22 protein-coding genes and 1 pseudogene are annotated in these 23,840 nt (G+C 66.6%); 7 read left to right on the top strand and 16 right to left on the bottom strand.

Annotated features, from left to right (window positions below):
- Position 1: 1 nt before the first annotated feature.
- The 3 genes from QW881_RS29805 to QW881_RS29815 are packed head-to-tail and all read right to left on the bottom strand — an operon-like array spanning position 2 to position 2,681.
- The gene (locus QW881_RS29805; protein ID WP_315754365.1) at positions 2 to 1,438 is read right to left on the bottom strand and encodes a TIGR01777 family oxidoreductase; all 1,437 of its coding nucleotides are present in this window, start codon (positions 1,436 to 1,438) and stop codon (positions 2 to 4) included.
- Positions 1,435 to 2,094, bottom strand: a complete 660-nt coding sequence (locus QW881_RS29810) for a DUF4166 domain-containing protein (RefSeq protein ID WP_315754363.1) — start codon at positions 2,092 to 2,094, stop codon at positions 1,435 to 1,437. The genes QW881_RS29805 and QW881_RS29810 overlap by 4 nt, the downstream gene beginning before the upstream one ends.
- Before the next feature lie 17 nt (positions 2,095 to 2,111).
- Entirely contained in the window at positions 2,112 to 2,681 is a 570-nt protein-coding gene (locus tag QW881_RS29815; RefSeq protein ID WP_315737686.1) for a GbsR/MarR family transcriptional regulator, read from the bottom strand.
- Between the two features lie 149 nt (positions 2,682 to 2,830).
- On the opposite strand from QW881_RS29815, the gene QW881_RS29820 reads away from it, so the two are divergent.
- Entirely contained in the window at positions 2,831 to 3,640 is an 810-nt protein-coding gene (locus QW881_RS29820; protein ID WP_315754361.1) for a class I SAM-dependent methyltransferase, read from the top strand.
- 117 nt (positions 3,641 to 3,757) lie between these two features.
- On the opposite strand, the gene QW881_RS29825 is transcribed toward QW881_RS29820, so the two are convergent.
- The 5 genes from QW881_RS29825 to QW881_RS29845 form a co-directional block, all read right to left on the bottom strand.
- Positions 3,758 to 4,060 carry an acylphosphatase gene (locus QW881_RS29825; RefSeq protein WP_315754359.1) on the bottom strand — a complete coding sequence of 101 codons (303 nt, stop codon included), beginning with the start codon at positions 4,058 to 4,060 and terminating at the stop codon, positions 3,758 to 3,760.
- Positions 4,057 to 4,923 (bottom strand): isocitrate lyase/PEP mutase family protein, encoded by an 867-nt coding sequence (locus tag QW881_RS29830; protein ID WP_315754356.1) that lies wholly within the window; start codon positions 4,921 to 4,923, stop codon positions 4,057 to 4,059. The genes QW881_RS29825 and QW881_RS29830 overlap by 4 nt, the downstream gene beginning before the upstream one ends.
- Before the next feature lie 110 nt (positions 4,924 to 5,033).
- A complete protein-coding gene (locus tag QW881_RS29835) occupies positions 5,034 to 7,049 on the bottom strand; it encodes an acetyl/propionyl/methylcrotonyl-CoA carboxylase subunit alpha (protein WP_315754353.1) in 2,016 nt (671 codons plus the stop codon).
- A 156-nt stretch (positions 7,050 to 7,205) separates the two neighbouring features.
- A complete protein-coding gene (locus QW881_RS29840; protein ID WP_315754351.1) occupies positions 7,206 to 7,427 on the bottom strand; it encodes a hypothetical protein in 222 nt (73 codons plus the stop codon).
- A 68-nt stretch (positions 7,428 to 7,495) separates the two neighbouring features.
- Positions 7,496 to 8,623, bottom strand: a complete 1,128-nt coding sequence (locus tag QW881_RS29845) for a putative zinc-binding peptidase (protein ID WP_315754348.1) — start codon at positions 8,621 to 8,623, stop codon at positions 7,496 to 7,498.
- A 226-nt stretch (positions 8,624 to 8,849) separates the two neighbouring features.
- Between QW881_RS29845 and QW881_RS29850 the strand changes: the two genes are divergently transcribed.
- From QW881_RS29850 to QW881_RS29860, 3 genes and pseudogenes are all read left to right on the top strand, one after another.
- Positions 8,850 to 11,315 (top strand): PAS domain-containing protein, encoded by a 2,466-nt coding sequence (locus QW881_RS29850; RefSeq protein WP_315754345.1) that lies wholly within the window; start codon positions 8,850 to 8,852, stop codon positions 11,313 to 11,315.
- 27 nt (positions 11,316 to 11,342) lie between these two features.
- Positions 11,343 to 11,628: pseudogene (locus QW881_RS29855) on the top strand (MFS transporter); the annotation flags it as partial.
- A gap of 22 nt (positions 11,629 to 11,650) precedes the next feature.
- Positions 11,651 to 12,901: an arsenic transporter gene (locus tag QW881_RS29860; protein WP_315754343.1), complete on the top strand. Its 1,251-nt coding sequence runs from the start codon at positions 11,651 to 11,653 to the stop codon at positions 12,899 to 12,901.
- A gap of 47 nt (positions 12,902 to 12,948) precedes the next feature.
- On the opposite strand, the gene QW881_RS29865 is transcribed toward QW881_RS29860, so the two are convergent.
- Complete coding sequence (locus tag QW881_RS29865; protein ID WP_315737738.1) at positions 12,949 to 14,073, bottom strand: NAD(P)/FAD-dependent oxidoreductase; 1,125 nt, start codon at positions 14,071 to 14,073, stop codon at positions 12,949 to 12,951.
- An 81-nt stretch (positions 14,074 to 14,154) separates the two neighbouring features.
- Here QW881_RS29865 and QW881_RS29870 point away from each other — a divergent pair, with 81 nt between their 5' ends.
- On the top strand, positions 14,155 to 14,826 hold the full coding sequence (locus QW881_RS29870; RefSeq protein ID WP_315754341.1) for a TetR/AcrR family transcriptional regulator: 672 nt from the start codon (positions 14,155 to 14,157) through the stop codon (positions 14,824 to 14,826).
- A gap of 152 nt (positions 14,827 to 14,978) precedes the next feature.
- Here QW881_RS29870 and QW881_RS29875 read toward each other — a convergent pair whose 3' ends face one another.
- Entirely contained in the window at positions 14,979 to 15,473 is a 495-nt protein-coding gene (locus tag QW881_RS29875; protein ID WP_315737676.1) for a ferritin-like domain-containing protein, read from the bottom strand.
- A 205-nt stretch (positions 15,474 to 15,678) separates the two neighbouring features.
- Here QW881_RS29875 and QW881_RS29880 point away from each other — a divergent pair, with 205 nt between their 5' ends.
- Positions 15,679 to 17,535 carry an alkaline phosphatase family protein gene (locus QW881_RS29880; protein ID WP_315754339.1) on the top strand — a complete coding sequence of 619 codons (1,857 nt, stop codon included), beginning with the start codon at positions 15,679 to 15,681 and terminating at the stop codon, positions 17,533 to 17,535.
- A 181-nt stretch (positions 17,536 to 17,716) separates the two neighbouring features.
- Here the strand turns inward: QW881_RS29880 and QW881_RS29885 are convergent, their stop codons facing one another.
- The gene (locus QW881_RS29885) at positions 17,717 to 18,841 is read right to left on the bottom strand and encodes a S1C family serine protease (protein WP_315754337.1); all 1,125 of its coding nucleotides are present in this window, start codon (positions 18,839 to 18,841) and stop codon (positions 17,717 to 17,719) included.
- Positions 18,842 to 19,001: 160 nt separating this feature from the next.
- Complete coding sequence (locus tag QW881_RS29890) at positions 19,002 to 19,571, bottom strand: hypothetical protein (RefSeq protein ID WP_315737674.1); 570 nt, start codon at positions 19,569 to 19,571, stop codon at positions 19,002 to 19,004.
- 363 nt (positions 19,572 to 19,934) lie between these two features.
- On the opposite strand from QW881_RS29890, the gene QW881_RS29895 reads away from it, so the two are divergent.
- Complete coding sequence (locus QW881_RS29895; protein ID WP_315754335.1) at positions 19,935 to 20,594, top strand: peroxiredoxin; 660 nt, start codon at positions 19,935 to 19,937, stop codon at positions 20,592 to 20,594.
- Positions 20,595 to 20,611: 17 nt separating this feature from the next.
- Here the strand turns inward: QW881_RS29895 and QW881_RS29900 are convergent, their stop codons facing one another.
- The 4 genes from QW881_RS29900 to QW881_RS29915 all read right to left on the bottom strand — a co-directional run bounded on the left by QW881_RS29900 (position 20,612) and on the right by QW881_RS29915 (position 23,793).
- The gene (locus QW881_RS29900) at positions 20,612 to 20,860 is read right to left on the bottom strand and encodes a type II toxin-antitoxin system RelE/ParE family toxin (protein WP_316159195.1); all 249 of its coding nucleotides are present in this window, start codon (positions 20,858 to 20,860) and stop codon (positions 20,612 to 20,614) included.
- 132 nt (positions 20,861 to 20,992) lie between these two features.
- Positions 20,993 to 21,277 carry a type II toxin-antitoxin system ParD family antitoxin gene (locus QW881_RS29905; RefSeq protein WP_315799224.1) on the bottom strand — a complete coding sequence of 95 codons (285 nt, stop codon included), beginning with the start codon at positions 21,275 to 21,277 and terminating at the stop codon, positions 20,993 to 20,995.
- A gap of 74 nt (positions 21,278 to 21,351) precedes the next feature.
- Complete coding sequence (locus tag QW881_RS29910; RefSeq protein ID WP_316159196.1) at positions 21,352 to 21,753, bottom strand: DUF2177 family protein; 402 nt, start codon at positions 21,751 to 21,753, stop codon at positions 21,352 to 21,354.
- Positions 21,754 to 21,825: 72 nt separating this feature from the next.
- On the bottom strand, positions 21,826 to 23,793 hold the full coding sequence (locus QW881_RS29915) for a DEAD/DEAH box helicase (protein ID WP_316159197.1): 1,968 nt from the start codon (positions 23,791 to 23,793) through the stop codon (positions 21,826 to 21,828).
- Positions 23,794 to 23,840: the final 47 nt, after the last annotated feature.

Here is a 23,840-nt window from a genome sequence, read left to right on the forward strand (position 1 = left end):
CTCACAGGATGGCTTCGAGCGCGCTGCGCAGGCTCTGATGGCGGAACACGAAACCGCTCGACAACGCCTTGTTCGGCACCACGCGCTGGCCGCCGAGCAAAAGCTCCTCGGCGAGGTCGCCGCCGATCCGGCGCAGCAGGCCGGCGGGAACGCGCAGCAGCGCCGGGCGCCGCAGGCAGCGCGCGAGCTCGGCGGTGAAGGCGAGATTGCGCACCGGTAGCGGCGCTGTCGCATTGACCGGCCCGGTGATGGTCTCGGTCGCAATCACGTGCGCGATCAGCCGGACGAGATCGTCGCGCTCGATCCAGGACATCCATTGCAGGCCGGAGCCGAATGGCCCGCCCAGGCCGAATTCGAACGGCGTCAGCATCTGCGCCAGGAAGCCGCCGTCGTGGCCGACGACGAGACCGATCCGCAGCAATGCGACGCGGACGCCATGTGCTTCGGCACCGCGAGCCGCCTGCTCCCAGGCGTCGCAGAGGTCATGACTGAAGCAGGCATGCGACTTGGCGGATTCGGTCAGCGGCTGGTCCTGCCACAGGCCGTACCAGCCGATCGCCGAGCCGTTGACCAATACATTCGGCTTGCGGTCGAGCCGAGCAATCAGAGAGACGACGGCTTCCGTCGTAGCCAGCCGCGACTGCAGGATCGTCGCGCGCTTGGCCGCCGTCCACGGTGCGTTGCCGATCGGCTCGCCGGCGAGATTGACGATCACGTCGATGCGGATGTCGGAGGCGAGCTGATCGAGACCGGTGATCAAGGTCAGCGGCGCCGGCAACATTGCGGCCTTGGCCGGGTCGCGCACCAGGGCGACGACATGATGGCCGGCCGCGGCGAGACTGGCCGCCAGCCGCGCGCCGATGAAGCCGGTCGCACCGGTGATGAGAATGGTCTGCGCCGCCGGCAGCGCCGCGACCAGCCCAGCGGCATCCGGCCGTGACATCCGCGCGAGGCGCCGCGCCGCGGCGAAGTCGCGCAGACCGCATAGGCCTGCGCCAGCCGCGGCGGCAGCCGCAATCCAGCTCAGCACGCCGGCATAGGCCGGCACGATTGCCGAAGGCCACATCGCCCAGCCGATCAGCAGCGGCACCAGCAGCATCAGGATCGCGCCGTAGTTGATGGCGAGCAGAGTGTGATTGATACGCTCGCTCGGTGGCAGCCTGCGCGTCAGATCCTCCTCGACGAAATCGGTCAAGGTGATGGCGATCTCGGCCACGAGCACCGCGAGCACGAGGATTGCGAACAATCCATGCACCTCGCACCAGCCGAGGACGGCGAACAGCAGCGCATAGAGCACGTTGCGGATACCGTGCAGCTTGAGCTCGCCCTGCTGCGACGGCCGCCACGCCAGGCGCTCGGTGAACTCATGGTGATAGAAGGTGTCGAACACACCCATCACGATCTGGAGCGCGATCAGGGACCAGAGCAGCGGCGTCATGGTGTGGACTCCCGGAACACGGCGCTCTGGCGGATGATGCGCCCGAAGCGCGGGTGGATGATCTCGAGCGAGAAGCGAAAGACGCCGCTGCCGAGATCGGAATGGGTGACGGTGAGGTCGCCGGGCGCGAGCCATGCCGGCAACGCCCAGCGCCGGCCGGCGAAGTCGAACGTGTAGCCGGCGCCATGGAAATGAAGCGCGCCATCGGCGACGCCGACGCGCAGGCTCATGCTGAGGCCCCAGCCGAGATACTCCTCGAGTCCCGTCGGACCGGCGAAGCGCTTGGCGGAATGGATCACCTGCGGGAAGCCATGCGGGCGCCCGCAAATGCGCGTCCAGATCTGACCGCCTCTCGCCGCGTCCTCCGTCACCGCGACGATCATCGGCACACCGATGTCCGCGCGCGTCGGCAGCGGCCCGCCGATCAGCCGTGCCAGATGCGCGAACCAGAAGCCGGCACGGCTGATCTCGGCCTGATCGACCTCGCCGACATAGACGACGGTGGCGCCATCGGCGAGTTTCTTGGAGAAACGGCGCCAGATCGACACCGGCAGTCGTCCCCAGTCTTCGGCGGACAGCAGCGCGCGGAACCTGCGATCATCATGGAGCCGGGCGCTGGAGGGCGTTGAAAGTCCGAGATGTCGCATGGTGACCATGACGCCCTCCACTCTCCTCAAGCGCTGCCGGACCTGGACCTTCCCGACGGCAACAGATTTGCAATCTTCTCGCCGAGCTTGATCAGCGCGACGAGACGCGGCCGCGGCACCTTCAGCATCTGCACGTACCAGCGGTCGATCAGCTCGGTGAACGCCAGCATGTCTTTCAGACGCTTGGCTGCGACCGCGCTGATCGTGGGATCTCCGGTCGCTTCCGCGACGCAGGCGCGCAGCGCCGCGATGGCCGGATCGATCTCGCGTTCCTTGCGGCCGGCCGCGATCCGCTGCGCCACCTCCCAGATGTCGGTCTCGGCCTCGAAATGATCGCGGCGGTCGCCGAGGATCGGCACGCGCCGGATCAAGCCCCAGGCGAGCAGCTCCTTCAGCGAGTTCGAGACATTGGAGCGGGCCATGCCGAGCGTGTCGGCGACGTCCTCCGCCGTCATCGGCTTCTCGGCGAGGTACAGCAGGCCGTGGATCTGGCTCACCGAGCGGTTCACACCCCACTGGTCGCCCATGTCGCCCCAGTTGAGGATGAAGCGCTCGACGGCGGGCGGAAGCTTCCGATTGCCTGGTGTTTCTGTCATGACAGAAATATCTGACCGTAGAGAGTGAATGTCAAGAGCGTCTTATTTGAACCGGGCGGGTGGCCGGCAAGACGGATGTTACAGCGCCCCTCTTGCGCGCGCCGAGACCGCCTGATCCCCGCCTGCCCCATCTGCAACAGGAGCAAGCCATGACGGCATCCGACAAGGCTTTCACCGGATCGATCCCGCAGATCTACGATCAACTGCTGGTGCCCTTGATCTTCGTGCCCTACGCGCAGGATCTTGCGCGGCGCATCGCGGCCTGCCTGCCGCGCGACGTGCTGGAGACGGCGGCGGGCACCGGCGTGGTCACGAGGGCGCTGCACGCGCAACTGCCGCCGGAGGTCCGGATCACCGCCACCGACCTCAACGAGCCGATGCTCGCACAGGCGAAGACGCATCTCGCCACCGAGAGCCGCATCGCATTTCGTCAAGCGGATGCGCTGGCCCTGCCCTTTGCCGACGCGAGCTTCGATGCCGTCGCATGTCAGTTCGGCGCGATGTTCTTCCCCGATCGCGTCAAGGGTTATGCTGAGGCCCGCCGCGTGCTCAGGCCCGGAGGACGTTTCGTCTTCAATGTCTGGGACCGGATCGATGAGAACGAAATCCCTCACGTCGTTCACGAGACGTTGCAGCAGGTCTTCCCCGAAAACCCGCCGCAGTTCTTCACCCGGACTCCGCACGGCTATTTCGATTCCAGTCGGATCAAGGCCGATCTGACAGCAGCGGGCTTCACCGATATCGTGATCGAGACGGTTGCACATCGCAGCCGCGCCGCCTCGCCACATCAGTCGGCAATGGCGTTCTGCCAGGGCACACCGATGCGCGGCGAGATCGAAGCACGCGGCACGCCCGGCCTCGCAGCCGTCACGCAGGCGGCCGCGAACGCGCTGGCGCGCCGGTTCGGCGACGGACCGATCGAGGGCCGCATACAGGCGCTGGTGATCTCGGCTGGGTGAGCGACAGCGACCGCTCTACGGTGCACCGCGGGTGAAATGCACCAGCAGCAGGACCAAAGCCGCCCAGAACAGAAAGCCGACAAATATGCACGATCGGTAGTCGGCAACGGAAGACAACTACGCCGTCTGCAGCACCGAGAACGATTCGCCGGGCCGACGCGATGCGAGCTGATCGACCGTCCCGGCGACGTCGATCACGTCGTCGACACGCGCAGCCGGCGGCCCTTTGCGGCAGGCCGTGACCATCGCCGCGACGTCATCGGCGGGACCGGCGAAGACCGCCTCGACGCTGCGGTCGCTGCGGTTGCGGACCCAGCCTTCGAGGCCGTTGAGGATGGCCTGGTCCTCGACCCAGGCGCGGTAGCCGACGCCCTGGACGCGGCCGCGGACCGTGACGTGGACGATGGCACGACCGATCATGAACCAAGCCCCAGGAACTCGCGAAGCCTCTTCTTCACATCGCCATCGCGCATGACGCGCGCGGTCAGCTCGGCCGACGGCAGCCCCTTGAGCTGCTTCGGCGAGGCGCCGTTGCGCAGCGCCTTCAGCGTCTCATACACCGCCTGCGTCGCGGCCGCGATCGGTGCATGGCCCTGCAGCGCGACGCGGACGCGGCGCGAGGCGAGATAGCCGAGATCGGACATCTCCTCCGGCGCGCCACCGAGCACGATCGGCAATGTGGTGACTGCCGCAATCGCATCGAGCTGATGGTGCGAGGTGATGCCGGTGAAGAACAGGCCGTCGACGCCGCAGGCCTCGTAGGCCTTGGCGCGCGCGATCGCGTCGTCGAGCGAGGCGATGGAGACGGCCCCCGTTCGTCCCAGAATGACCAGCGCGGGATCGCCTCGGCCGTCGAGCGCCGCCTTCACCTTGCCGACCCCTTCGGCAAGCGAGATCAACTGCGGCTTCGCCTCGCCAAAAGCCTGCGGCAGCAGCGTATCCTCGATGGTGAGACCCGCGGCACCGGCCGCCTCCAGCTCCTGCACCGTGCGGCGCACGTTCATCGCATTGCCATAGCCGTGATCGGCATCGACCAGCACCGGCAGCGCGGCGGCGCGCGACATCCGCCGCATCTGCTCCGCCAACTCGGTCAACGTGATCAGCGCGATGTCGGGATCGCCGAGGACGGCGAGCGAGGCAGCCGAACCGCCGAACATGCCGAGCTCAAAGCCGAGATCTTCGGCGATGCGGATCGAGATCGCGTCGTACACCGAGCCCGGGTGGATGCAGCGATCGCCGGCGAGGATCGCACGGAGCGCCTCTCTGCGTGCATGGAAGGTCATCCTCGCCTCCTCTCTCCCGTCATTGCGAGGAGCGCAGCGACGAAGCAATCCAGAGCTATCTGTCGAGCTCTGGATTGCGTCGCTGCGCTCGCAATGACGATGACTGCTGCTTACGCAAACTCCAAGATCAGCGCGTCCACCGCAAGCGTAGCGCCGGCTGTCGCGTGGATCTTCTTCACCGTACCGTCCTGCTCGGCGCGCAGCACGTTCTGCATCTTCATGGCTTCGACCACGGCGAGCGTCTCGCCGGCCTTGACCTCCTGCCCTTCGGTCACGGCGATCGAGACCACGAGGCCGGGCATCGGGCACAACAGCTTCTTGCCGCTGTCGCCGGCGGCGACGACCGGCATCAGCCGCGCCGCGGTCGCCTCGGCCTCCGTGTAGACGTAGACCGGCGCTTCAACGCCCTGATGCGCGAGCCGCACGCCGTTCGCAATGAGGCGCGTCTGCACCGCGATGGCAGCGCCATCGATGGTGCCGTGCCAGACCGCGTCGCCCGGTTTCCAGTCCGACACCAGCTGATGCGCCGCGCCGACCTTGCCGTCGGCCCCGACGAAGCGGACCGTGATCGCGCCGTTCTCCCTGGTGATGTCGAGCAGGATCTCGTCGCGCCCGAGCCACACCGCGCGGCGGCCCTGCCGCCTCACGGGCCGGCCGATCATCTGCTGCGAGATCTGCCGCTTGCGCTCGCCGAGCACGTGGTCGATCGCAGCACCCACCGCCGCCAGCCGGCGCGCGATCTCGCCTTCCGGCGCACGCGCGGCGAAGCCCTTGGGAAACTCCTCGGCGATGAAGCCGGTCGACAGCCTTCCCTCGCGCCAGCGCGGATGGTTCATCAGCGCCGACAGGAACGGGATGTTGTGGCGGATGCCGTCGACATAGAAGGCGTCGAGCGCGGTCGACTGCGCCTCGATCGCGGCAGCCCGCGACGGCGCATGGGTGACCAGCTTGGCGATCATCGGATCGTAGTAGATCGAGATCTCGCCGCCCTCCTGCACGCCGGTGTCGTTGCGCACGGTGACGCCGTCAGCCTTGCTCTCGGCCGGCGGGCGATACTTCACGAGGCGCCCGATCGAGGGCAAGAAGCTGCGGAACGGATCTTCCGCATAGACGCGCGACTCCACCGCCCAGCCGGTCAGCGCGACGTCCTTCTGCGCAAGTGAGAGCTTCTCGCCGGCGGCGACGCGGATCATCTGCTCGACGAGATCGATGCCGGTGACGAGCTCGGTGACGGGATGCTCGACCTGCAGGCGGGTGTTCATCTCCAGGAAGTAGAAGCTCTTGTCCTGGCCGGCGACGAACTCCACGGTGCCGGCGGAGTCGTAGTTCACGGCCTTGGCGAGCGCGACCGCCTGCTCGCCCATCTTGCGCCGCGTCTCCTCGTCGAGCAGCGGCGACGGCGCCTCCTCGATGACCTTTTGATTGCGGCGCTGGATCGAGCACTCGCGCTCGCCGAGATAGATCACGTTGCCATGCTTGTCACCGAGCACCTGGATCTCGATGTGGCGGGGATCGACGATGAACTTCTCGATGAAGACGCGGTCGTCGCCGAACGAGGCCTTGGCCTCGGCCTTGGCGAGGTTGAAGCCCTCGGCCACCTCGGCGGTCGAATGCGCGATGCGCATGCCCTTGCCGCCGCCGCCGGCGGAGGCCTTGATCATGACGGGATAGCCGATCTCGTCGGCGATGCGCACGGCATGCTTGTCGTCCTCGATGACGCCGAGGAAGCCTGGCACGGTCGAGACCTTGGCCTTGGCGGCCGCCTTCTTCGATTCGATCTTGTCGCCCATCGCGGCGATGGCGCCGGGGTTGGGACCGATGAAGACGATGCCAGCCTCGGCCAGCGCTCGCGGAAACGCCTCGCGCTCGGACAGGAAGCCGTAGCCCGGATGCACCGCCTCGGCACCGGTCTTGCGGCAGGCCTCGACGATGCGGTCGATCAGGAGATAGCTCTCGGCGGCGGCGGGCGGGCCGATCAGCACGGCATCATCGGCCATCTCGACATGAAGCGCATCGCGGTCGGCTTCCGAATAGACCGCAACGGTCCGGATTCCCATGCGGCGGGCGGTCTTGATGACCCGGCAGGCGATCTCGCCGCGGTTCGCGATCAGAATGGTTTTGAACATTTCTTGCTTGATACCTTTGGGCGGGCTCCCCGCTCGTGGCACAGGCGTAACACCGCGAGCTTGACCGGTTCGTCTATACCAAAATCGCCCGCGCGCAACCCGCCTCTCGTTCCGACGTTGCCGTCCGGCGAGGCATGCCAGCTGCGTCCCTTGCCGTCAGCCGGAATAGCTGTGGAAACGTCCGCGGGCATAGGCGTGCGACACCGCCTTCATCAGCTCGCCGACCTCGGTCTCGAGAAAATCGTTCGCAACGATCAGGGCACGAATGGCCGCCCGCGGATCGCCCCCGCAGGCAGCAATGGCCTGGTCCACGGCGGCGTCCAGCGCGAGGTCTTCGGTGTCCGCCGCATCGGTCTTGGATTGCGATCTGGGCTGCATGCGCGATGACGGTCCTCGCTCCGGTCACGCCGCCATGTTCACTTTATGTTCACAGGAGTCAAGGCGGATCACGCCGCCCCGATCTCTTCCTGCTGCGGCTCGGCCTGTGGCTTTTCGGGAGCCAGAGCGACAGACTCTTGCTGTGCGCCCTGCCGCACCAGATGGTGGACGAAGCCGAGCTTGCCGATGACCGGCGGCGTCAGGATGAACGGATAGAGATCGCGCGCGCCCATCGCCCGTGCGACGCTGTTCATGGCGAAGGTGAATGGCAGCCAAGCGTTGACGATGGTGTCGAAATCCTCCGCGACATACGGATCGAAGGTGACACGCGCCGTCAGCCCGCCGATCTGGTCCGCGGGCGGATCGATCTCGATGCCGAACTCGGAGGCCATCTCCAGCGTGTCGACGATGTGGAGGTAGTGCGCCCAGGTCTCGGCAAAATCCTCCCACGGATGCGTGGTGGCGTAGGCCGAAACGAAATTGTCCTGCCAGTCCACTGGAGGCCCCTGATCGTAATGCCGCCTCAGCGCCTCGCCGTAGTCCTGGGTATCGTCGCCGAACACGGCCCGGCATTCCTTGAGCGTGCCGGCATCGCGCACCAGCACGTCCCAGAAATAGTGCCCGACCTCGTGGCGGAAATGACCGAGCAAGGTTCGGTACGGCTCGCCCATTTCGAGCCGCCGCCGCTCGCGCTCGAAATCGTCGGCCTCGGCCAGCGCGATGGTGACGAGGCCGTTGTCGTGGCCGGTCATGACCTTCTGCTGGCCGGCGGGGTCATCGGCGAGGAAGTTGAAGATCAGCCCGTGCTCGGGATCCTCGATCCGTGTCTTCACAGGGAGCTTCCATCGGATCAGCGAGTAGAACAGTCGGTGCTTGGCCACCTCCAGCTCGCGCCATCCCGCGAGCTGCGCGGGATCAGACAGATTGGGAATGGTGCCGTTGTGCCGGCAGGCGCGGCAGAAGCCTGCGGTCTCGCCGGTCTCGAGCAGCCAGTTGCAGGCGTCGTGCTCGGCATTGGCGCAGAAGAAGCGCCCCGTCCCGTTGTCGGCGAGCGTCCGAAAGCCCTCCTCCGCCGGCTCGATCGCCGACAGGATCTGGCGCTCCGGCATGAAGGCGAGCTGATGGCCACAGCGCCCGCAGCTCCGATTCTCGAAGTACAGGATGTTCGTGCAGACCTGACAGACGAAGAGCTTCACGGCGTGGACCTACGTGTTGCGGTGTTCAGGGCCTGACGACGCACGACAGTAACAGTCCGTTCCGGGAGCGCGGAACTTTTTGTCTGCCCCGACGTTCTCGTCATGCCGGCGTCTGCCCGCCTTAATCTCTGGTCAGTTTGCTTTCCTTGGTCCCAATGTCGCCAAGCTTCCGAACACCCGCGATGGAATTCTCGGGCGACTGCTCGCCACATCAGTGCAGGTCAGCATGAACAGCGCGGACGCGCCCAGAGACGAAGTGAGGCCGGAGGCTGCCGCCGACGCGCTGCGCCAGCATATCGAGGAGATCGCGCGCGATCGCGATGAGGCCTATCGCGCGCTGCAGGAACGCGAGGCGGAGCTCGCGCGCATCCAGCGGATCGCCCGGGTCGGCGGCGTCGAGGTCGACCTGCGCGAAGGCTACCGCAACCGCCGCTCCCCCGAATACCTGATCATTCACGGCCTGCCGCCGGAAGCCGTTCACGAGACTCACGAAGACTGGGTCAGGCGCGTCCATCCCGACGACCGCGTCAAGGCCGAGCAGGAGTTCATCGCCGCGGTCAAGAGCAAGCAGGAGGACTACACCACCGAATACCGCATCATCCGTCCCAGCGATGGCGAGATCCGGTGGGTCCGCGTCATCGCCCGCATCGAGCGCGACTGGAACGGCCGCGCCATCCGCCTGGTCGGCGCGCATATCGATGTCACCGACCAGATGCTGGCGCAGGCCAAGCTGCGCGAGAGCGAGGAGCGCTTCCGGCTGATCGCCGACAGCGCCCCGGTGCCGATCTGGGTGACGAAGCTCGACCGCACCCGCTCCTTCGTCAATCGCGCCTATGTCGATTTCCTCGGCCTGCCCCATGACGAGACGCTGGCCTTCGACTGGCGCAAGGTGCTGCATCCCGAGGATCTTCCGCGCATCCTGGAGCAGCAGCAATCGGGAGAGCGCTCGCTGAAGCCGTTCTTCCTCGAGGCGCGCTACCGCCGCGCCGACGGCGAATGGCGCTGGCTGCGCTCGGAATCGCAGCCGCGCTGGGACGCGAACGGCAAACATGTCGGATTCATCGGCGTCGCTCACGACGTCACGGCCGCCAAGCAGGCCGAGATCGAGCTGCGCCGCATCAACGAGACCCTCGAAGAGCGGATCAAGGAGCGCACCGCCCAACTCGAGGCCAATGAAGCGCGCATGCGCGCGATCTTCGACACCAGCAATCAGTACCAAGCCATCCTCGACGTCGAGGGCCGCGTGCTGCATGCCAACCGCATCGCGGTCGCCGGCATGCGCGCCGGTGAAGTGAACGTCATCGGCCAGCCGCTCTGGGATGCGCCCTGGTTCACCCATACGCCGGGCGTGACCGAGATGCTGCGCAAGGCGTTCGCCCGCGTTCTCGCCGGCGAGAGCTTTCGGACCGAGATGCGGCTCGATTTCGCCAGCGGCCAGCGACATTTCGAGCTTTCGATGCGGCCTCTGTTCGACCAGCATGATGTGGTGACCGGCGCGGTCGCCGAGGCGGTCGACGTCACCGAGCGCATCCAGGGCGAGGAGCTGTTGCGGCAGTCGCAGAAGATGGAGGCGATCGGCCAGCTCACCGGCGGCGTCGCGCACGATTTCAACAACCTGCTCACCATCATCCGCTCGGCCACCGACTTCCTGCGCCGCCGCGATCTCCCCGAGGAGCGGCGCCGGCGCTATGTCGATGCGATCTCCGAGACGGTGGAGCGCGCCTCGAAGCTGACCGCGCAACTGCTGGCCTTCGCGCGGCGGCAACCCTTGACGCCGCAGGTGTTCAATGTTGGCGAGCAGGTCGAGAATGTCGTGCAGCTGATCCGTCCTCTCGTCGGCGGCCGCATCCAGATCGAGCTCGCGGTCACGAACAGCGGACTGTTCACCCTCGCCGACGTCGCGCAATTTCAGACTGCGCTGATCAATCTCGCGGTCAATGCGCGCGACGCCATGAACGGTGAAGGACATCTGAAAATCGGCGTGCAGCGGACCGAGAGCATCCCGGCCTTGCGTGGCCAGGGCCCCCGGCCCGGTGCCTTCATCGCGATTTCGGTCGCCGACACCGGGGGCGGCATCGCGCCTCAGCACCTCAACGCGATCTTCGAACCCTTCTTCACCACCAAGGAGGTCGGCAAGGGCACGGGTCTCGGCCTCAGCCAGGCATTCGGCTTCGCCAAGCAGTCCGAAGGCGACATCGCGGTCGACAGCCGCATCGGCCACGGCGCGACCTTCACGATCTACCTGCCGCAGGCCATGGCTCCGCAATCCAGCACGGAAGCCGGCTCCACGCGCATCGAGCCGGCGACCATCGGGCGCGGCTACCGCGTGCTCGTGGTCGAGGACAATGACGAGGTGGGGCAGTTCTCGACCGAGCTGCTCGAGGACCTCGGCTATGTGACGCGCCGCGTCGCCAATGCCGCCGATGCGCTGGCAATCCTGGCGAACGACGAATTCGCGGTCGACCTCGTGTTCTCCGACGTCATCATGCCCGGCATCAACGGCCTGGCGCTCGCCGGCATCATCCGCGACCGCTATCCCGGCCTGCCGGTGGTGCTGACATCCGGCTACAGCCACGTGCTCGCGGAGAACGCCCATCACGGCTTCGAGCTGATCAAGAAGCCCTATTCGGTGGAGTCGCTGTCGCGCATCCTGCGCAAGGCGATGGCCGAGAAGGCGCCGCTGCCGCGCTGAGTAGGTAGTGCGCGCTTCGCGCGCCCCGGCGCCGGCATCTTCGGCGCGATCATGCCGGTGACCGTCGCGGAAGATGCGCGGCACCGGCCGCTTCAACATTGCTCAGGGCGCCGTGATTGCAGCGCAGAGCATTGGCGCGGCGCTGTCGACCGCGCTGGCCGTCGTCCATGGCGGCTACAGCGCCGCATTCCTGGCCCTCGGCGCGGCCGCCGCGCTCGCCGTGATCGTATGCTGGCGGCTGCTTCCCGAGACCGGTGGACCGGAGGCCGCGCATCCGGATGCGGCGCCCTCGCCCGCTATCCCCGCCGAATGATTTGCTCTATCGATCCCTGATCATGTCCCTGCACGATACCTGGCTCGCTTACGCCATCATCATTCCCGCCACCGCCGGCGTCATCATCCGCCCGTTTCGGCTGCCCGAGGCCGTGTGGGCCGTCGCCGGCGCGATCCTGTTGGTCGCGCTCGGCCTGCTGCCTGTCGCTGATGCGCTCACCGGCATCCGCAAGGGCGTCGACGTCTATCTGTTCCTGATCGGCATGATGCTGATTGCCGAGCTGGCCCGCCGCGAGGGCTTGTTCGACTATCTCGCGGCCTATGCCGTGGAGCATGCGCGCGGCTCGCCGCAACTCCTGTTCCTGTTGGTCTATGCGGTCGGCACTCTGGTCACCGTGGTGCTCTCCAACGATGCCACCGCGATCGTGCTGACGCCGGCCGTCTATGCCGCCACCCGCGCCGCCGGCGCTTCGCCGCTGCCCTATCTCTACGTCTGCGCCTTCATCGCCAATGCCGCGAGCTTCGTGCTGCCGATCTCCAATCCGGCCAATCTGGTCGTGTTCGGCGAGCGCATGCCGCATCTCACCGAATGGCTGCGCCAGTTCACTTTGCCCTCGATGGCCGCGATCGCCCTGACCTATGTCGCGCTGTGGCTGACCCAGCGCCGCGCGCTCCGTGAGGAGACGCTGCGGACCGATGTCGACAAGCCGCACCTGAGCCGCGAGGGTCGGCTTGCCGCGGTCGGAATCATGGCGATTGCCGCCGTGTTGCTGACCGCCTCGGCGCTCGACGTCCAACTGGGCCTGCCGACCTTCGTCTGTGGCGTGGTCACGGCGACCGCGATCCTGCTGGTCAGCCGGCAATCGCCTTGGCCGACCATCAAAGGTGTGTCCTGGGGCGTGCTGCCACTGGTCGCCGGCCTGTTCGTGATGGTCGAGGGTCTGAATCGCGCCGGAGCGATCGGCCAGCTCAGCGCCTGGCTGCATCAGGGCGTGGCCGGCTCGCCCGTCGGTACGGCCTGGGCGGCCGGCCTGATCACTGCGGTGGCCGACAACATTGCCAACAATCTTCCGGTGGGACTGGTCGCCGGCTCGGTCGCCGCCAGCGACCACCTGCCGCATGAGGTCATCCGCGCGATTTTGATCGGCGTCGATCTCGGCCCCAACATCTCGGTGACCGGCTCGCTCGCCACCATCCTGTGGCTGACCGCCCTGCGGCGCGAAAAAATCGAGGTGTCCGCCTGGCAGTTTCTCAAGATCGGACTCGTAGCAACGCCGCCAGCGCTGATCGCGGCGCTGGCCGCAGCGATCTGACATCGATGTGATGGCGGTGGGCACGGTGACGAAGGCGGGAGCCCGCCCTACCTCTCCAGGGCACCGTTGAAGAAGTCGACGAGCCCGAATGGTGCGCTGTCGCCGAGGCAGAGCTTGAGGATTTGATGCGCGCCTGCGGCCGCCGACGAGCTGCGCGGGAATAGCGCTGCTTCGTAGATGGCGAGTGCCGCTTCGATGTCGCCGGGGTGGGCAGCGATCGCCTTGCCGAGCTCGGCGCCGTCGAACATCGCCAGGTTCGCGCCCTCGCCGGCCGGCGGCGCCAGGTGCGCGGCATCACCGAGAAGCGTCACCCCAGGCACACGGTCCCACCGATGGTCGTTCGGAAGCGTGTGGATCATGCGCGGGACCGGCGGGGTTTCGCCGTCGGTGATCAGCGCGGTGAGCGCAGGCGCCCATCCGTCGAACTCGGCCGCAATTCGCGCCGTCGCGGCGGCAGCGTCCATGAAGTCGATGCCGGCGATCCACTCGGCGGAGCGGTTCAGCGCGACGTAGGCGTGAAGAACCTGTCCTGCCTCACGGTGCGCGCAGATCCCCTGTCCCGGAGCGAGCGCGAACAATGCGCCGCCGCCGACTGCTTCGGCCGCCGCGGTGTGCCGCTCGTCGGCGTCATGCAGGTAGGTCTCAACGAACGTCGTGCCGACATATTCCGGCTTGGCGGCCGACAGCAGGGGCCGGACCTTCGACCAGGCGCCGTCGGCGCCGACCAGCAGGCTCGTGACCACGCTCGCCCCGTCCGCGAATCTCAGCTCGTGCCTGTGGTCGCCGAGGCGCACGACGCCGGTCAGCTTCTTGCCCCACTGGATCGTCTCAGCTGGCAGGGACTCGAGAAGAATCCGCCGCAGATCACCCCGCAGCACCTCGGGGCGTCGGCCGTCATCGGGCTGCGCGAGCAGCACCGTGCCATGCCGGTCAAGCACGCGCGACGCCGCGCCGCCCTCATGGATGATCTCACGGAACGCATCGATGAGGCCGGCGTCTGCGAGGGCACGTTGCCCGTCGTGCTCGTGAATATCGAGCTGGCCGCCTTGCGCCCGGGTTTCGGCGGATGGCTCCGCCTCATAGATCGTAGCCGGGATACCGTGGACATGGAGGACGCGTGCGAGCGTAAGGCCGCCGAGGCCCGCGCCGACGATCGTGACGGGTGTCGTCATCATCTGCCTTTCAAATTGACTGGAACGTCGTTCCATGAAAGTCGATTGGAACAACGTTCCAATCATGTCAAGATGATGGTCATGGCGAGCAGAACACAACGGACGGAACGGCGCGCGGATGCGCTCTCGAAGGAGAGAATCGTCGAGGCCGCGACCGAGATCCTCGACACCGAGGGCGAAAGCGCTCTGACCTTCCGCGCGCTCGCGGCTCGCCTGGCGACCGGCAGCGGGGCGATCTACTGGCACGTCGCCAACAAGAGCGATTTGCTCGCAGCGGCCACCGATGACGTCATTGCCCGTGTCATGACCGGGGTCGTGGGCGATGCAGAGCCGCGACAGGCGATCCGTGCCGTTGCCCTCGGGCTGTTCGACGCAATCGACGCCCACCCCTGGGTGGGTGCCCAGCTTTTCCGTGAACCGTGGCGGTCCGCGATGCTGCAGATCGTCGAAAGCGTCGGCGGACGGCTCCAGACGCTCGGTGTCCCCGAAAGCGCCCTGTTCGATTCCGCGTCCGCGCTCTTGAACTACATCCTTGGCGTGGCCGGGCAGAATGCCGCGAACGCCCGCCTCCTCCCGCGCGAGACGGACCGCGCGGCGTTCCTCGGAGCGGTCGCCACGCGGTGGACGCAGCTCGATCCCGCAGAGTACCCGTTCGTGCATCGGGTGGCGACGGAGCTGCGCGAGCACGACGACCGCGCGCAATTTCTTGCCGGCATCGACCTCATCCTGGCCGGTATCGGAACCATACGATAGGCAGCAGCTGAGAGATACCCCAACCGGCGGGAGAACATCGAGGTGAGCACCTTGGCAGACTCTCACCAGGCTCCAAAGATGGGACTCGTGACGACGCCGCCAGCGCTGATGGCAGCGCCGGCGGCGGCGTTGTGGTCACGATCGGCCGATGGTCAGGCCGCAGCTTCGTAATTGACCGCGGTCTCAGCGATCTTGGTCAGCGTCTCGTCGGTCTTCCGCTCTTCATTCAGCGTCTGGTCGAGCAGCTTGGCGGCCTTCGGCAGGTTGAGCTTGAGCGCCCAGGCCTTCAGGGTACCGTAGCGTGACATCTCATAGTGCTCCACCGCTTGGGCAGCGGCCAACAGACCGGCGTCGAGCGCCTGCGTCCCCTTGTACTCGTCCATGATCTCCTTGCCCTCGTCGATGATGCCCTCGATCGCATCGCACTTCTTGCCGCGGGCGGGCTTGCCGATCAGCTCGAAGATCTGCTCGAGCCGCTCGATCTGGCCTTCGGTCTCGTCGTGGTGCTTCTCGAACGCCGCCGCCAGCTTCTCCGACTGCGCCGCCTTGGCCATTTTCGGCAGCGTCTTCAGGATCTGCTTCTCGGCGTAGTAGATGTCCTTGAGGGTATCGAGGAAGAGCTCGTTGAGGTCTTTGTCGGCAGGCATGGTGTGCTCCTGTTGATTGTGAGCCGACAACCAGAAAGCCATACCCTAGTTCCTGCCACCGACGAGCCCGCCGCAAGAAAATCCTGCCCGGAGCGCTGTCGGCGGCCCTCCGAGCCTCTTGTAACAAAACTGTCACCCGGCAAAACTACAGCTCTTCCCTGCGGCGAGACGCCGCGATTCCAGCGATTGCCTTCAGGAGTTTTCAATGCGCCGCCCGCTCGTGCTGCTGTGCGCCGGACTGACCTTGCTGTCGTCCGGAGCCGCATTTGCGCAGAACGCCACCCCCCATAACCTCATCCTGTTCATTCCCGACGGCCTGCGTGCGCTCAAGGTGACGCCGGAGACCGCCCCGGCCATGGCCGCCGTCCGCGACAAGGGCGTCAACTTCAAGAATTCGCACTCGCTGTTTCCGACCTTCACGATGGCCAACGGCTCGGCCATGGCGACGGGCCACTATCTCGGCGACACCGGCACGTTCTCGAACACGATCTTCACGGGCTACACCTCGGCGCCGGCCGGCGGCACCGTCGTGCCCTTCATCGAGAACGACGCCGTGCTCGGCGATATCGACGAGCATTTCAACGGCGACTACCTCAACGAGGACACCATCCTGAAGCTCGCCCGCAAGGCCGGCTATTCGACCGCCGCGATCGGCAAAGTCGGCCCGACCTACCTGTTCGACCACACCGGCTGCCCTTGCAAGCCCGGCGCGACCTCCTCGATCGTGATCGACGATTCCACGGGCAATAAGAACGGCGTGCCTGTCACCGACGAGGTCAAGGATGCCATGACCAAGGCCGGCCTGCCGCTGGCGACGCCGTCGCGCGGCGACAACGGAAAGGCGGGCGACGCCAAGACGCCGGGCACGACCTCGGCCAACGTCGCGCAGCAGGCCTACATGGTCGACGTCGCCACCAAGGCGGTGCTGCCGATGTTCAAGGCCCGCAACAAGCCGTTCGTTCTGGTGTTCTGGTCGCGCGATCCGGACGGCAGCCAGCACAATCACGGCGACAGCCTCAACACCATCACGCCGGGCATCAATGGCCCGACGTCGATGGCCGGCATCAGGAATGCCGACGACAATCTGGCGGCGCTGCGCAAGGCGCTCGACGATCTCGGGCTTGCCGCCTCGACCAACATCATGGTCCAGGCCGACCACGGCTTCTCGACCATCTCCAAGGAGAGCAAGACCAGCCCATCGGCCAAGGTCGGCTATGACGACACGCCGAAGGATTTCCTGCCGATGGGTTTCCTGGCGATCGACCTCGCCAAGGCGCTCGGCCTGCCGCTGTTCGATCCGAACGACAAGAACGCGGCGGTGCCCGACGGCAAGCACCCGAAGGCCGGCAATGGCGTGCTCGGCAAGGACCCGGCCAAGCCCGATCTCGTCGTCGCCACCAATGGCGGCTCCGACCTGATCTATCTGCCCAACAACGACAGGAAGCTCGCCCGCCGCACCGTCAAGGCGCTGCTGGCGCAGGACTACGTCTCCGGCATCTTCGTCGACGACAAGCTCGGCGAGATTCCCGGCACGCTGCCGCTGTCGCGGATCAACCTGCAGGGCAAGGCGGTGACGCCGCATCCGGCGATCGTGGTCAACTTCCGCTCCTATGTCGCGCCGGGCTGCGATCAGCCGAGCAACTGCCAGGTCGAGGTCGCCGACACCGTGCTGCGCCAGGGCCAGGGCATGCACGGCTCGTTCGGCCGCGGCGACACCTACAACTTCATGGCGGCCATCGGACCCGACTTCAAGGCAGGCTTCGTCGATCCCCTGCCCGTCAGCAATGCCGATGTCGGCATCACCGCGGTGAAGCTGCTCGACCTCAAGGTCGCTCCGAAGGGCAGACTGATCGGCCGCATCATGACCGAGGCGATGCCGAACGGCACCACGCCGAAGGCGACGTCGGACGTCATCAAGTCGGATCCGGCCGCCGGCGGACTGCGCACCGTGCTGAAGCTGCAGCGCGTCGGCACCCAGCGCTATTTCGACGCCGCCGGCTTCCCCGGCCGCACCGTGGGACTCGACGACGAGGCGCCGAAGAAAACGGCGGCGGCGAAGTAGTCGGTCCGTCGCCTCTACGCGATCAGCAGAGTGCCCCGCGAAAGTGGGGCATTTCTGTTTCGACTAGACGTGGTGCCGTAGCCCGGGTGAGCGCAGCGATACCGGGCAGACCGTTTCCGCATGTCGCTTCGCTCATGCGGGCTACGGCAGCGTTCTCGCCGCGAGAATGCGATCAGCTCCCTCACCGCGCCACATCGAGCGTCACCCGGACCTCGATCGTCTTGCCGCCGCGGAGCACGCGCAGCACCACCCGATCACCGGGGTTCTTGTTCTCCAGCGCGCGCGTCATATCCTCTGGCGAATCCACCGCCTGCCCATCGATCGCGAGCACGACATCGCCGAGCGCAAAGCCGCCGTCGCGGGTCAGCCTCGCCGGGATCAGCCCGGCCTTCTCGGCCGCGGAATCCTGCTCGACATCCAGCACGAACACGCCGGACAGGCCGAGCCGCGCCGACAGCGCCTCGTTGGCCTTGGGATCGGTGCGGATGCCGAGGCTCGGGGTGACATAGCGGCCGCTCGCGATCAGGCGCGGCACGATGCGGTTGACCCTGTCGACGGGCACGGCGAAGCCGATGCCGGCGGAGGCGCCCGACGGGCTGTAGATCGCGGTGTTGACGCCGATGAGCCTGCCCGCGCTGTCGAGCAGCGGCCCGCCGGAATTGCCGGGATTGATCGCGGCATCGGTCTGGATCAGGCCATTGAGAACGCGGTCCTGCGTGACCTGCAGGTTACGGTTGAGCGCCGAGACGATGCCGGTGGTCAGCGTGCTGCTGAGACCGAACGGATTGCCGATCGCGAACACTTTCTGCCCAACCTTGAGATCGGTGCTGGTGCCGAGCGGCAACGGCTTCGGCCGGTCGACGCCGACGCCGATCACGAGCACCGCCAGATCGTTCTCCGGACTGGCGCCGACCAGCGCTGCGCGGAACGAGCGTCCATCGGTCAGGCTGACCAGCGCCTCGGTCGCGCCCTCGATGACGTGATAGTTGGTGACGACGTGGCCGAGTTCGTCCCACACGAAACCCGAGCCGGTGCCGGAGCGCTCCTGCTGCGCGTTGCCGGTCCACGGGTTGACCGATTGTTGAACGGTCGTGATGAACACGACCGAGCCGCTGCGGCTCTCGAAGAGTGCGATCGTGCTCTTCTCGTCGGCCGCGAGATCGCCGCGCGGCGTGATCTCGCGCGGCTTGGCACGAAGGCCGAGCAGCTCGGCCTGGATCAGCGGAAAGGTCTGCCACGCCACCATGAGCAGCAGCGCCGTCGCCGCCACCGCGATCAGACGCGCGGCGAAGCTCCATCGGCTCATCTCGACATCTCCGTGTTCGGTCGCATCACCGCCGATTGATTCACCGGCCGGGCGGCGCCATCAAGAGCCGTCATGCGATCGCCGCCGGTCAAAAAAAGAAATGAGCGCGATGAGGTCATCGCGCTCGTCGAACTCGTGCCTTTGGATGAACGCGACGCGCTTACATGCCGATGTCGATCATCGACGGCAGTTGTGCCAGCGGCAGCACGGTGACGCCGACCAGCGTCGCGACCATCGCCATCAGCGCACGGTTGCCCTGGCGCTTGCCGCGCATCTGCTTGGCGACCCATTCCAGCGCATCGGTGCGGAGGCCCCGCGCATTGACCGGAGCCCAGCTCTCGATCGCCGTCTCCGGCGACAACGCCACGCTGCGCGGCGGCACCGGCAGGCCGGAGGCGGCGGCGGCATGATGCGCCACCGCCTTGGCGAGCAGATCCTCGAACCGGCCGTCGTCCTTGCGCTCGGTCGCGGCGGCATCGATCGCGAACAGCGCTTCGGCCTCGGCGCGGCTGACGGGCACGTCGTTGATCGCGGCAGCGCTCAGAATGCGCGCGCACCAGGCGGCGTCATCGGCATCGAGCACGCGGGAGAAATGCACGCGTCCCGCGGTGGTCGGACCCTCGCCGGTGATCACGCCGTCGCGCACGATGCCGAGCGCGAAAGCAGCGGTCTCACAGGAGGACGGTTCGAGCCCATCGATGCCGATGGTTTTTGGTGCAGAGGTAGCCATGTTCTCTTCTCAGTTGCTGTGTTGACCCACCTTGTCGGCCCGCGTCTGAACGAGTGGTTAACGGTTCGAAACGGTGCTGTGGGTTTCTGTATCGGTTGCCGATTTGCCGCAGTGACCTCGATCACGGTTCAAAGCCAAGGGGCGTCAGGGGGCGGCGTGTTGCGACCAACAGATGGCGAAATCGGGGCAACCAGTCGTCTCACGGATGTTTCGCCGCAGCCCGGAAACTCAAAAGAAGTTGTTGGTCGCGTGAGCTTTGAGGCAATTATCTTCTCTTTTCCGTCAGCCAGTTCCCTTCCGCGGCGGCATTTCCTATAGTGTTTAGAAGATTTATTCCCGCCACCTGTACTGAAAGGGACTGCCATGGCTCTCCAGATCGGCTCAACTGCCCCGGACTTCGAGGCAGACACCACCGAAGGCAAGATCAAATTCCACGATTGGATCGGCGACAGCTGGGCACTCTTGTTCTCGCATCCGAAGGATTTCACCCCGGTGTGCACCACCGAGCTCGGCGCGCTGGCGCGGCTGAAGCCGGAGTTCGACAAGCGCGGTGTCAAGCTGATGGGCCTGTCGGTTGACCCGGTGGACAACCACGCCAGATGGTCGGAGGACATCCGCGAGACGCAGGGCGCGGCGCCGAACTATCCGATGATCGGCGACACCGACTACAACGTCTCCAAGCTCTACGACATGCTGCCGGCGGCGATCTCCGGTGATCCGTCCAAGCGCACCGCGGCCGACAATCAGACCGTCCGCAACGTCTTCATCATCGGGCCCGACAAGAAGATCAAGCTGATCCTGGTCTACCCGATGACCACCGGCCGCAACTTCCAGGAAATTCTACGCGTCATCGACTCGCTGCAGCTGACGTCAAAGCACCGCGTCGCAACCCCCGCCGACTGGAAGCAGGGCGAGGACGTCATCATCGCCGGCTCGGTGTCCGACGACGAGGCCAAGACGATCTATCCGAACGGCTGGAAGGCGCCGAAGCCCTATCTGCGCGTGGTGCCGCAGCCGAAGTGAGTGCTCGAGCGGCCAGTTCATTCGCCCTTCTCGGATGGGAAGGGCGAATGCCGCCGCAGGTCCATACGGTCATGCAGGATGCGGCCGATCTCGATGATCCCACGGCCACCCACGCGGTAGAGCAGCAGATGGCGCCCAGCGCGGCCGTGTCGTGCGACATGAAGTGTGCGAACGCCGTGCATGATCTCATCTCGAGCCCTGGATCCCGCAACATCGGGACCATACGCTAGTTTTCCGATCGCGCGCAGCAGCGTGTCCCGGTACACTTCGGCCTGACGGCGACCGAAGTTTCTCTACCGTCCATTTCAGGATATTCGCGAAGTCGAGCTCTGCGACGGCACTGAGACGAACTCTCCACGTCTCCTCCATCGTCAGATGCTCCCGTGCGGGCGCGGCGATCAATCGGCGCGGCTGATAAGCCTGTCCGAGAGGCCGTTGAGATAGGCTTCAAGCTCGTCCATGCTGGTGAACTCCTTGAACTCGCCGCGATCGAGCGCAGAAAAACCGGCCTGCGCGGCCTCACGCAGGCCGTTCAGCCGTGCAGCATCTTCGGCCTCGCGCTGCTCGATCAAACGCAGCCCATCGCGCAGCACCTCAGTCGCGTTCTGGTACCGGCCGGACTCCACCAGACCTTGGATGATCTTTTCCTGATCGTCCGTCAGAACGACGTTTCGTACCGGCATCGCAAGGCCCATTATAGGCTCACTATGCCACGGGCGACGGCTCCTGTCGCCAGGCTTCCAGGCCCAGGAACGTGCTAGCCCCGTGGCGTCGCCCAGTCCGCGATCAGCAGCCCGAGTGTCGCCGACACCGCCGTCACGAATACACCCCAGCCGATGTCGACCGCCACCACCGCCCAAGTCCACTGCTTGAGCATCGCCAGCGACGTCAGCTCGAAGGTGGCGTAGCAGAACAGCCCGAACAGCGCGCCGTAGAGCAAGGTCGAGCGCCATGTCGCGTCGGCCGTCCCGCTGACGAAGATCAGCACGCCCACGACATAGAGCAGATAGAACAGCACCGCCGGCACGGGGCGGATCTCGCCCAGCATCTCGCCGACCTGCGACTGGAAGAAGCCCTTGGCGACGATGCTCAGGAACGGGATGTCGAAGCCGAGCAGCACAGCCAGCGTCGCGAAATACAGAACGGCGTACCGGCTCATGCGCGGCTCCTCCCTGGTGGTTCACCTGCCGATAACGCGGAGCGACGGCAGCCCCTGCCCGGGCCGGGCCAATCAGCCGCGGCGCTTGGCCTTGGCCTTCTTTCCACCCGGCGCCTTCGCCCGCGAGGGTCTGTCTGAATACGTCTGTCCGCCGTGGCTGGATTTGTCGCGATGCTGCTTTTTGTTCGCGAACGCCGGCTCCTGGCCGGACTTCGCCGGACCCTCGCGATGCGGCTTGCCACGCGGCTTGGCGTCCCTGCCCCCGCGCGGCTCATCGCGCTGCAGCGGATGGTAGGCCGTCTCGTCCGCCTCGCGCCGCGGCGGCCGCTTGTCGGCGCGCGGCTTGTCCGGCGAGGCCTGCCCCGAGGGCGCGCCCGCCAGCGGCTCGATCCGGATATTGTCCTCCTTGTCGGGGCGGCGGATGTTCGCAGTGAAAGCGTCGGCGACGCGCGCGGCGATCTCGAACTCGGTCGTCGTGTCCTGGATCTTGATGGCGCCGATGTCGTGCTTGTCGATGCCCCCGCGGCGGCAGATCATCGGCAGCAGCCAGCGCGCTTCCGCATTCTTCCTGCGCCCGATCGCCGCCCGGAACCAGACGCTCGGCTCGCCCATGCCGTGGCGCGCCGACGGCTTTCCTGTCTTCGTTCGGGGCGCCGCTGGCCGCTCCTCGCCGCGCGCCGGCCTGGCGGTGTCGCGACCGCGATCCTCCCGCGCACGGCCACGGTCCTGGCCTGGATCGAGAATGTCCTCGGGCGACGGCAGCCGCGCGCGATAGAGCCGCGCCAATGCGGCGGCGATGTCCTCGGCCGACCGCTCCGCCAGCAGCGCCTGCGCGAGCGCCAGATCCTCCGCCGTCGTCTCCTCGGTGAACACCTGGTCGTGCAGCATGCGCTCCTGATCGAGCTTGCGGATCTCGTCCGTCTGCGGCGCCGCGCCCCACGCGGCCTCGATGCCGGCGAGGTTCAGCAGCGTTTCCGCCCGCCGTCGGCGGGCCGGCGGCACCAGCAGCACGCTGACGCCCTTGCGGCCGGCGCGGCCGGTGCGACCCGATCGATGCTGCATCACCTCGGGATCATTCGGCAGCTCGGCGTGGACGACGAGGTCGAGCTTCGCGAGATCGATGCCGCGTGCTGCGACGTCGGTTGCCACGCACACCCGCGCGCGCCCGTCGCGCAGCGACTGCAGCGCCGTGGTCCGCTCGTTCTGGGTCAGCTCACCCGACAGCGCGACGACGGAAAAGCCGCGCTCCAGCAGCGCCGCCTGCAGATGGCGCACCTTCTCGCGGGTGTTGCAGAACACGATCGCGCTCGGCGACTCGTAGAAGCGCAGCACGTTGACGACCGCATGCTCGACATCGTCGGCGGCGATGCGGATGGCGCGGTACTCGATGTCGGCATGCCCGCCTTCGTCGCCCTCGACCTCGATCCGGAAGGCGTTGTCCTGATACTGCTTGGCCAGCGCGACGATGCCGCGCGGGAAAGTCGCCGAGAACAGCAGCGTCCGGCGCGTTTCCGGCGTGGTCTCGAGGATGAACTCGAGGTCCTCGCGAAAGCCGAGATTGAGCATCTCGTCGGCCTCGTCGAGCACCACGGCCTTCAGTTCCGAGATATCGAGACGCCCGCGCCGCAGATGATCGCACAGCCGCCCGGGGGTGCCGACGACGATATGGGCCCCTGCCTCCAGCTCGCGCTGCTCGCGACGCGGATCCATGCCGCCGACGCAGGAGACGACGCGCGCGCCCGCGTGCTGATAAAGCCATGCGAGCTCGCGCTGGACCTGCAAGGCAAGCTCGCGCGTCGGCGCCACGATCAGCGCCAGCGGCGCGGTGGCCCGCTCGAACCGCTCGGCCTCGCCCAGCAGGTTGTTCGCAAGCGCCAGCCCATAGGCCACGGTCTTGCCCGAGCCGGTCTGCGCCGAAACCAGCAGGTCACGGTCGACGGCGTCATGCGCAAGCACGGCGAGCTGTACGGGCGTCGGAGTCTCATAATTGCGCTCGGCCAGAGCGCGGGCGAGCGGCGGATTCGTCGTGGGAAAGGACAAGTGACCGGAAACCTCGTTTCGATCCGGCTGCTTTACGCCATGCCGCG

Source organism: Bradyrhizobium sp. SZCCHNS3016, from assembly GCF_032484535.1.
Lineage (GTDB): Bacteria > Pseudomonadota > Alphaproteobacteria > Rhizobiales > Xanthobacteraceae > Bradyrhizobium.

Bases quoted from the DNA above. Each gene is read 5' to 3' on its own strand.
- QW881_RS29850 (WP_315754345.1), top strand. From the start codon at position 8,850: ATGAACAGCGCGGACGCGCCCAGAGACGAAGTGAGGCCGGAGGCTGCC.
- QW881_RS29815 (WP_315737686.1), bottom strand. From the start codon at position 2,681: ATGACAGAAACACCAGGCAATCGGAAGCTTCCGCCCGCCGTCGAGCGC.
- QW881_RS29880 (WP_315754339.1), top strand. From the start codon at position 15,679: ATGCGCCGCCCGCTCGTGCTGCTGTGCGCCGGACTGACCTTGCTGTCG.
- QW881_RS29895 (WP_315754335.1), top strand. From the start codon at position 19,935: ATGGCTCTCCAGATCGGCTCAACTGCCCCGGACTTCGAGGCAGACACC.
- QW881_RS29805 (WP_315754365.1), bottom strand. From the start codon at position 1,438: ATGACGCCGCTGCTCTGGTCCCTGATCGCGCTCCAGATCGTGATGGGT.
- QW881_RS29820 (WP_315754361.1), top strand. From the start codon at position 2,831: ATGACGGCATCCGACAAGGCTTTCACCGGATCGATCCCGCAGATCTAC.
- QW881_RS29830 (WP_315754356.1), bottom strand. From the start codon at position 4,923: ATGACCTTCCATGCACGCAGAGAGGCGCTCCGTGCGATCCTCGCCGGC.
- QW881_RS29825 (WP_315754359.1), bottom strand. From the start codon at position 4,060: ATGATCGGTCGTGCCATCGTCCACGTCACGGTCCGCGGCCGCGTCCAG.
- QW881_RS29870 (WP_315754341.1), top strand. From the start codon at position 14,155: ATGGCGAGCAGAACACAACGGACGGAACGGCGCGCGGATGCGCTCTCG.
- QW881_RS29865 (WP_315737738.1), bottom strand. From the start codon at position 14,073: ATGACGACACCCGTCACGATCGTCGGCGCGGGCCTCGGCGGCCTTACG.
- QW881_RS29840 (WP_315754351.1), bottom strand. From the start codon at position 7,427: ATGCAGCCCAGATCGCAATCCAAGACCGATGCGGCGGACACCGAAGAC.
- QW881_RS29905 (WP_315799224.1), bottom strand. From the start codon at position 21,277: ATGCCGGTACGAAACGTCGTTCTGACGGACGATCAGGAAAAGATCATC.
- QW881_RS29875 (WP_315737676.1), bottom strand. From the start codon at position 15,473: ATGCCTGCCGACAAAGACCTCAACGAGCTCTTCCTCGATACCCTCAAG.
- QW881_RS29835 (WP_315754353.1), bottom strand. From the start codon at position 7,049: ATGTTCAAAACCATTCTGATCGCGAACCGCGGCGAGATCGCCTGCCGG.
- QW881_RS29810 (WP_315754363.1), bottom strand. From the start codon at position 2,094: ATGGTCACCATGCGACATCTCGGACTTTCAACGCCCTCCAGCGCCCGG.
- QW881_RS29885 (WP_315754337.1), bottom strand. From the start codon at position 18,841: ATGAGCCGATGGAGCTTCGCCGCGCGTCTGATCGCGGTGGCGGCGACG.
- QW881_RS29890 (WP_315737674.1), bottom strand. From the start codon at position 19,571: ATGGCTACCTCTGCACCAAAAACCATCGGCATCGATGGGCTCGAACCG.
- QW881_RS29860 (WP_315754343.1), top strand. From the start codon at position 11,651: ATGTCCCTGCACGATACCTGGCTCGCTTACGCCATCATCATTCCCGCC.
- QW881_RS29910 (WP_316159196.1), bottom strand. From the start codon at position 21,753: ATGAGCCGGTACGCCGTTCTGTATTTCGCGACGCTGGCTGTGCTGCTC.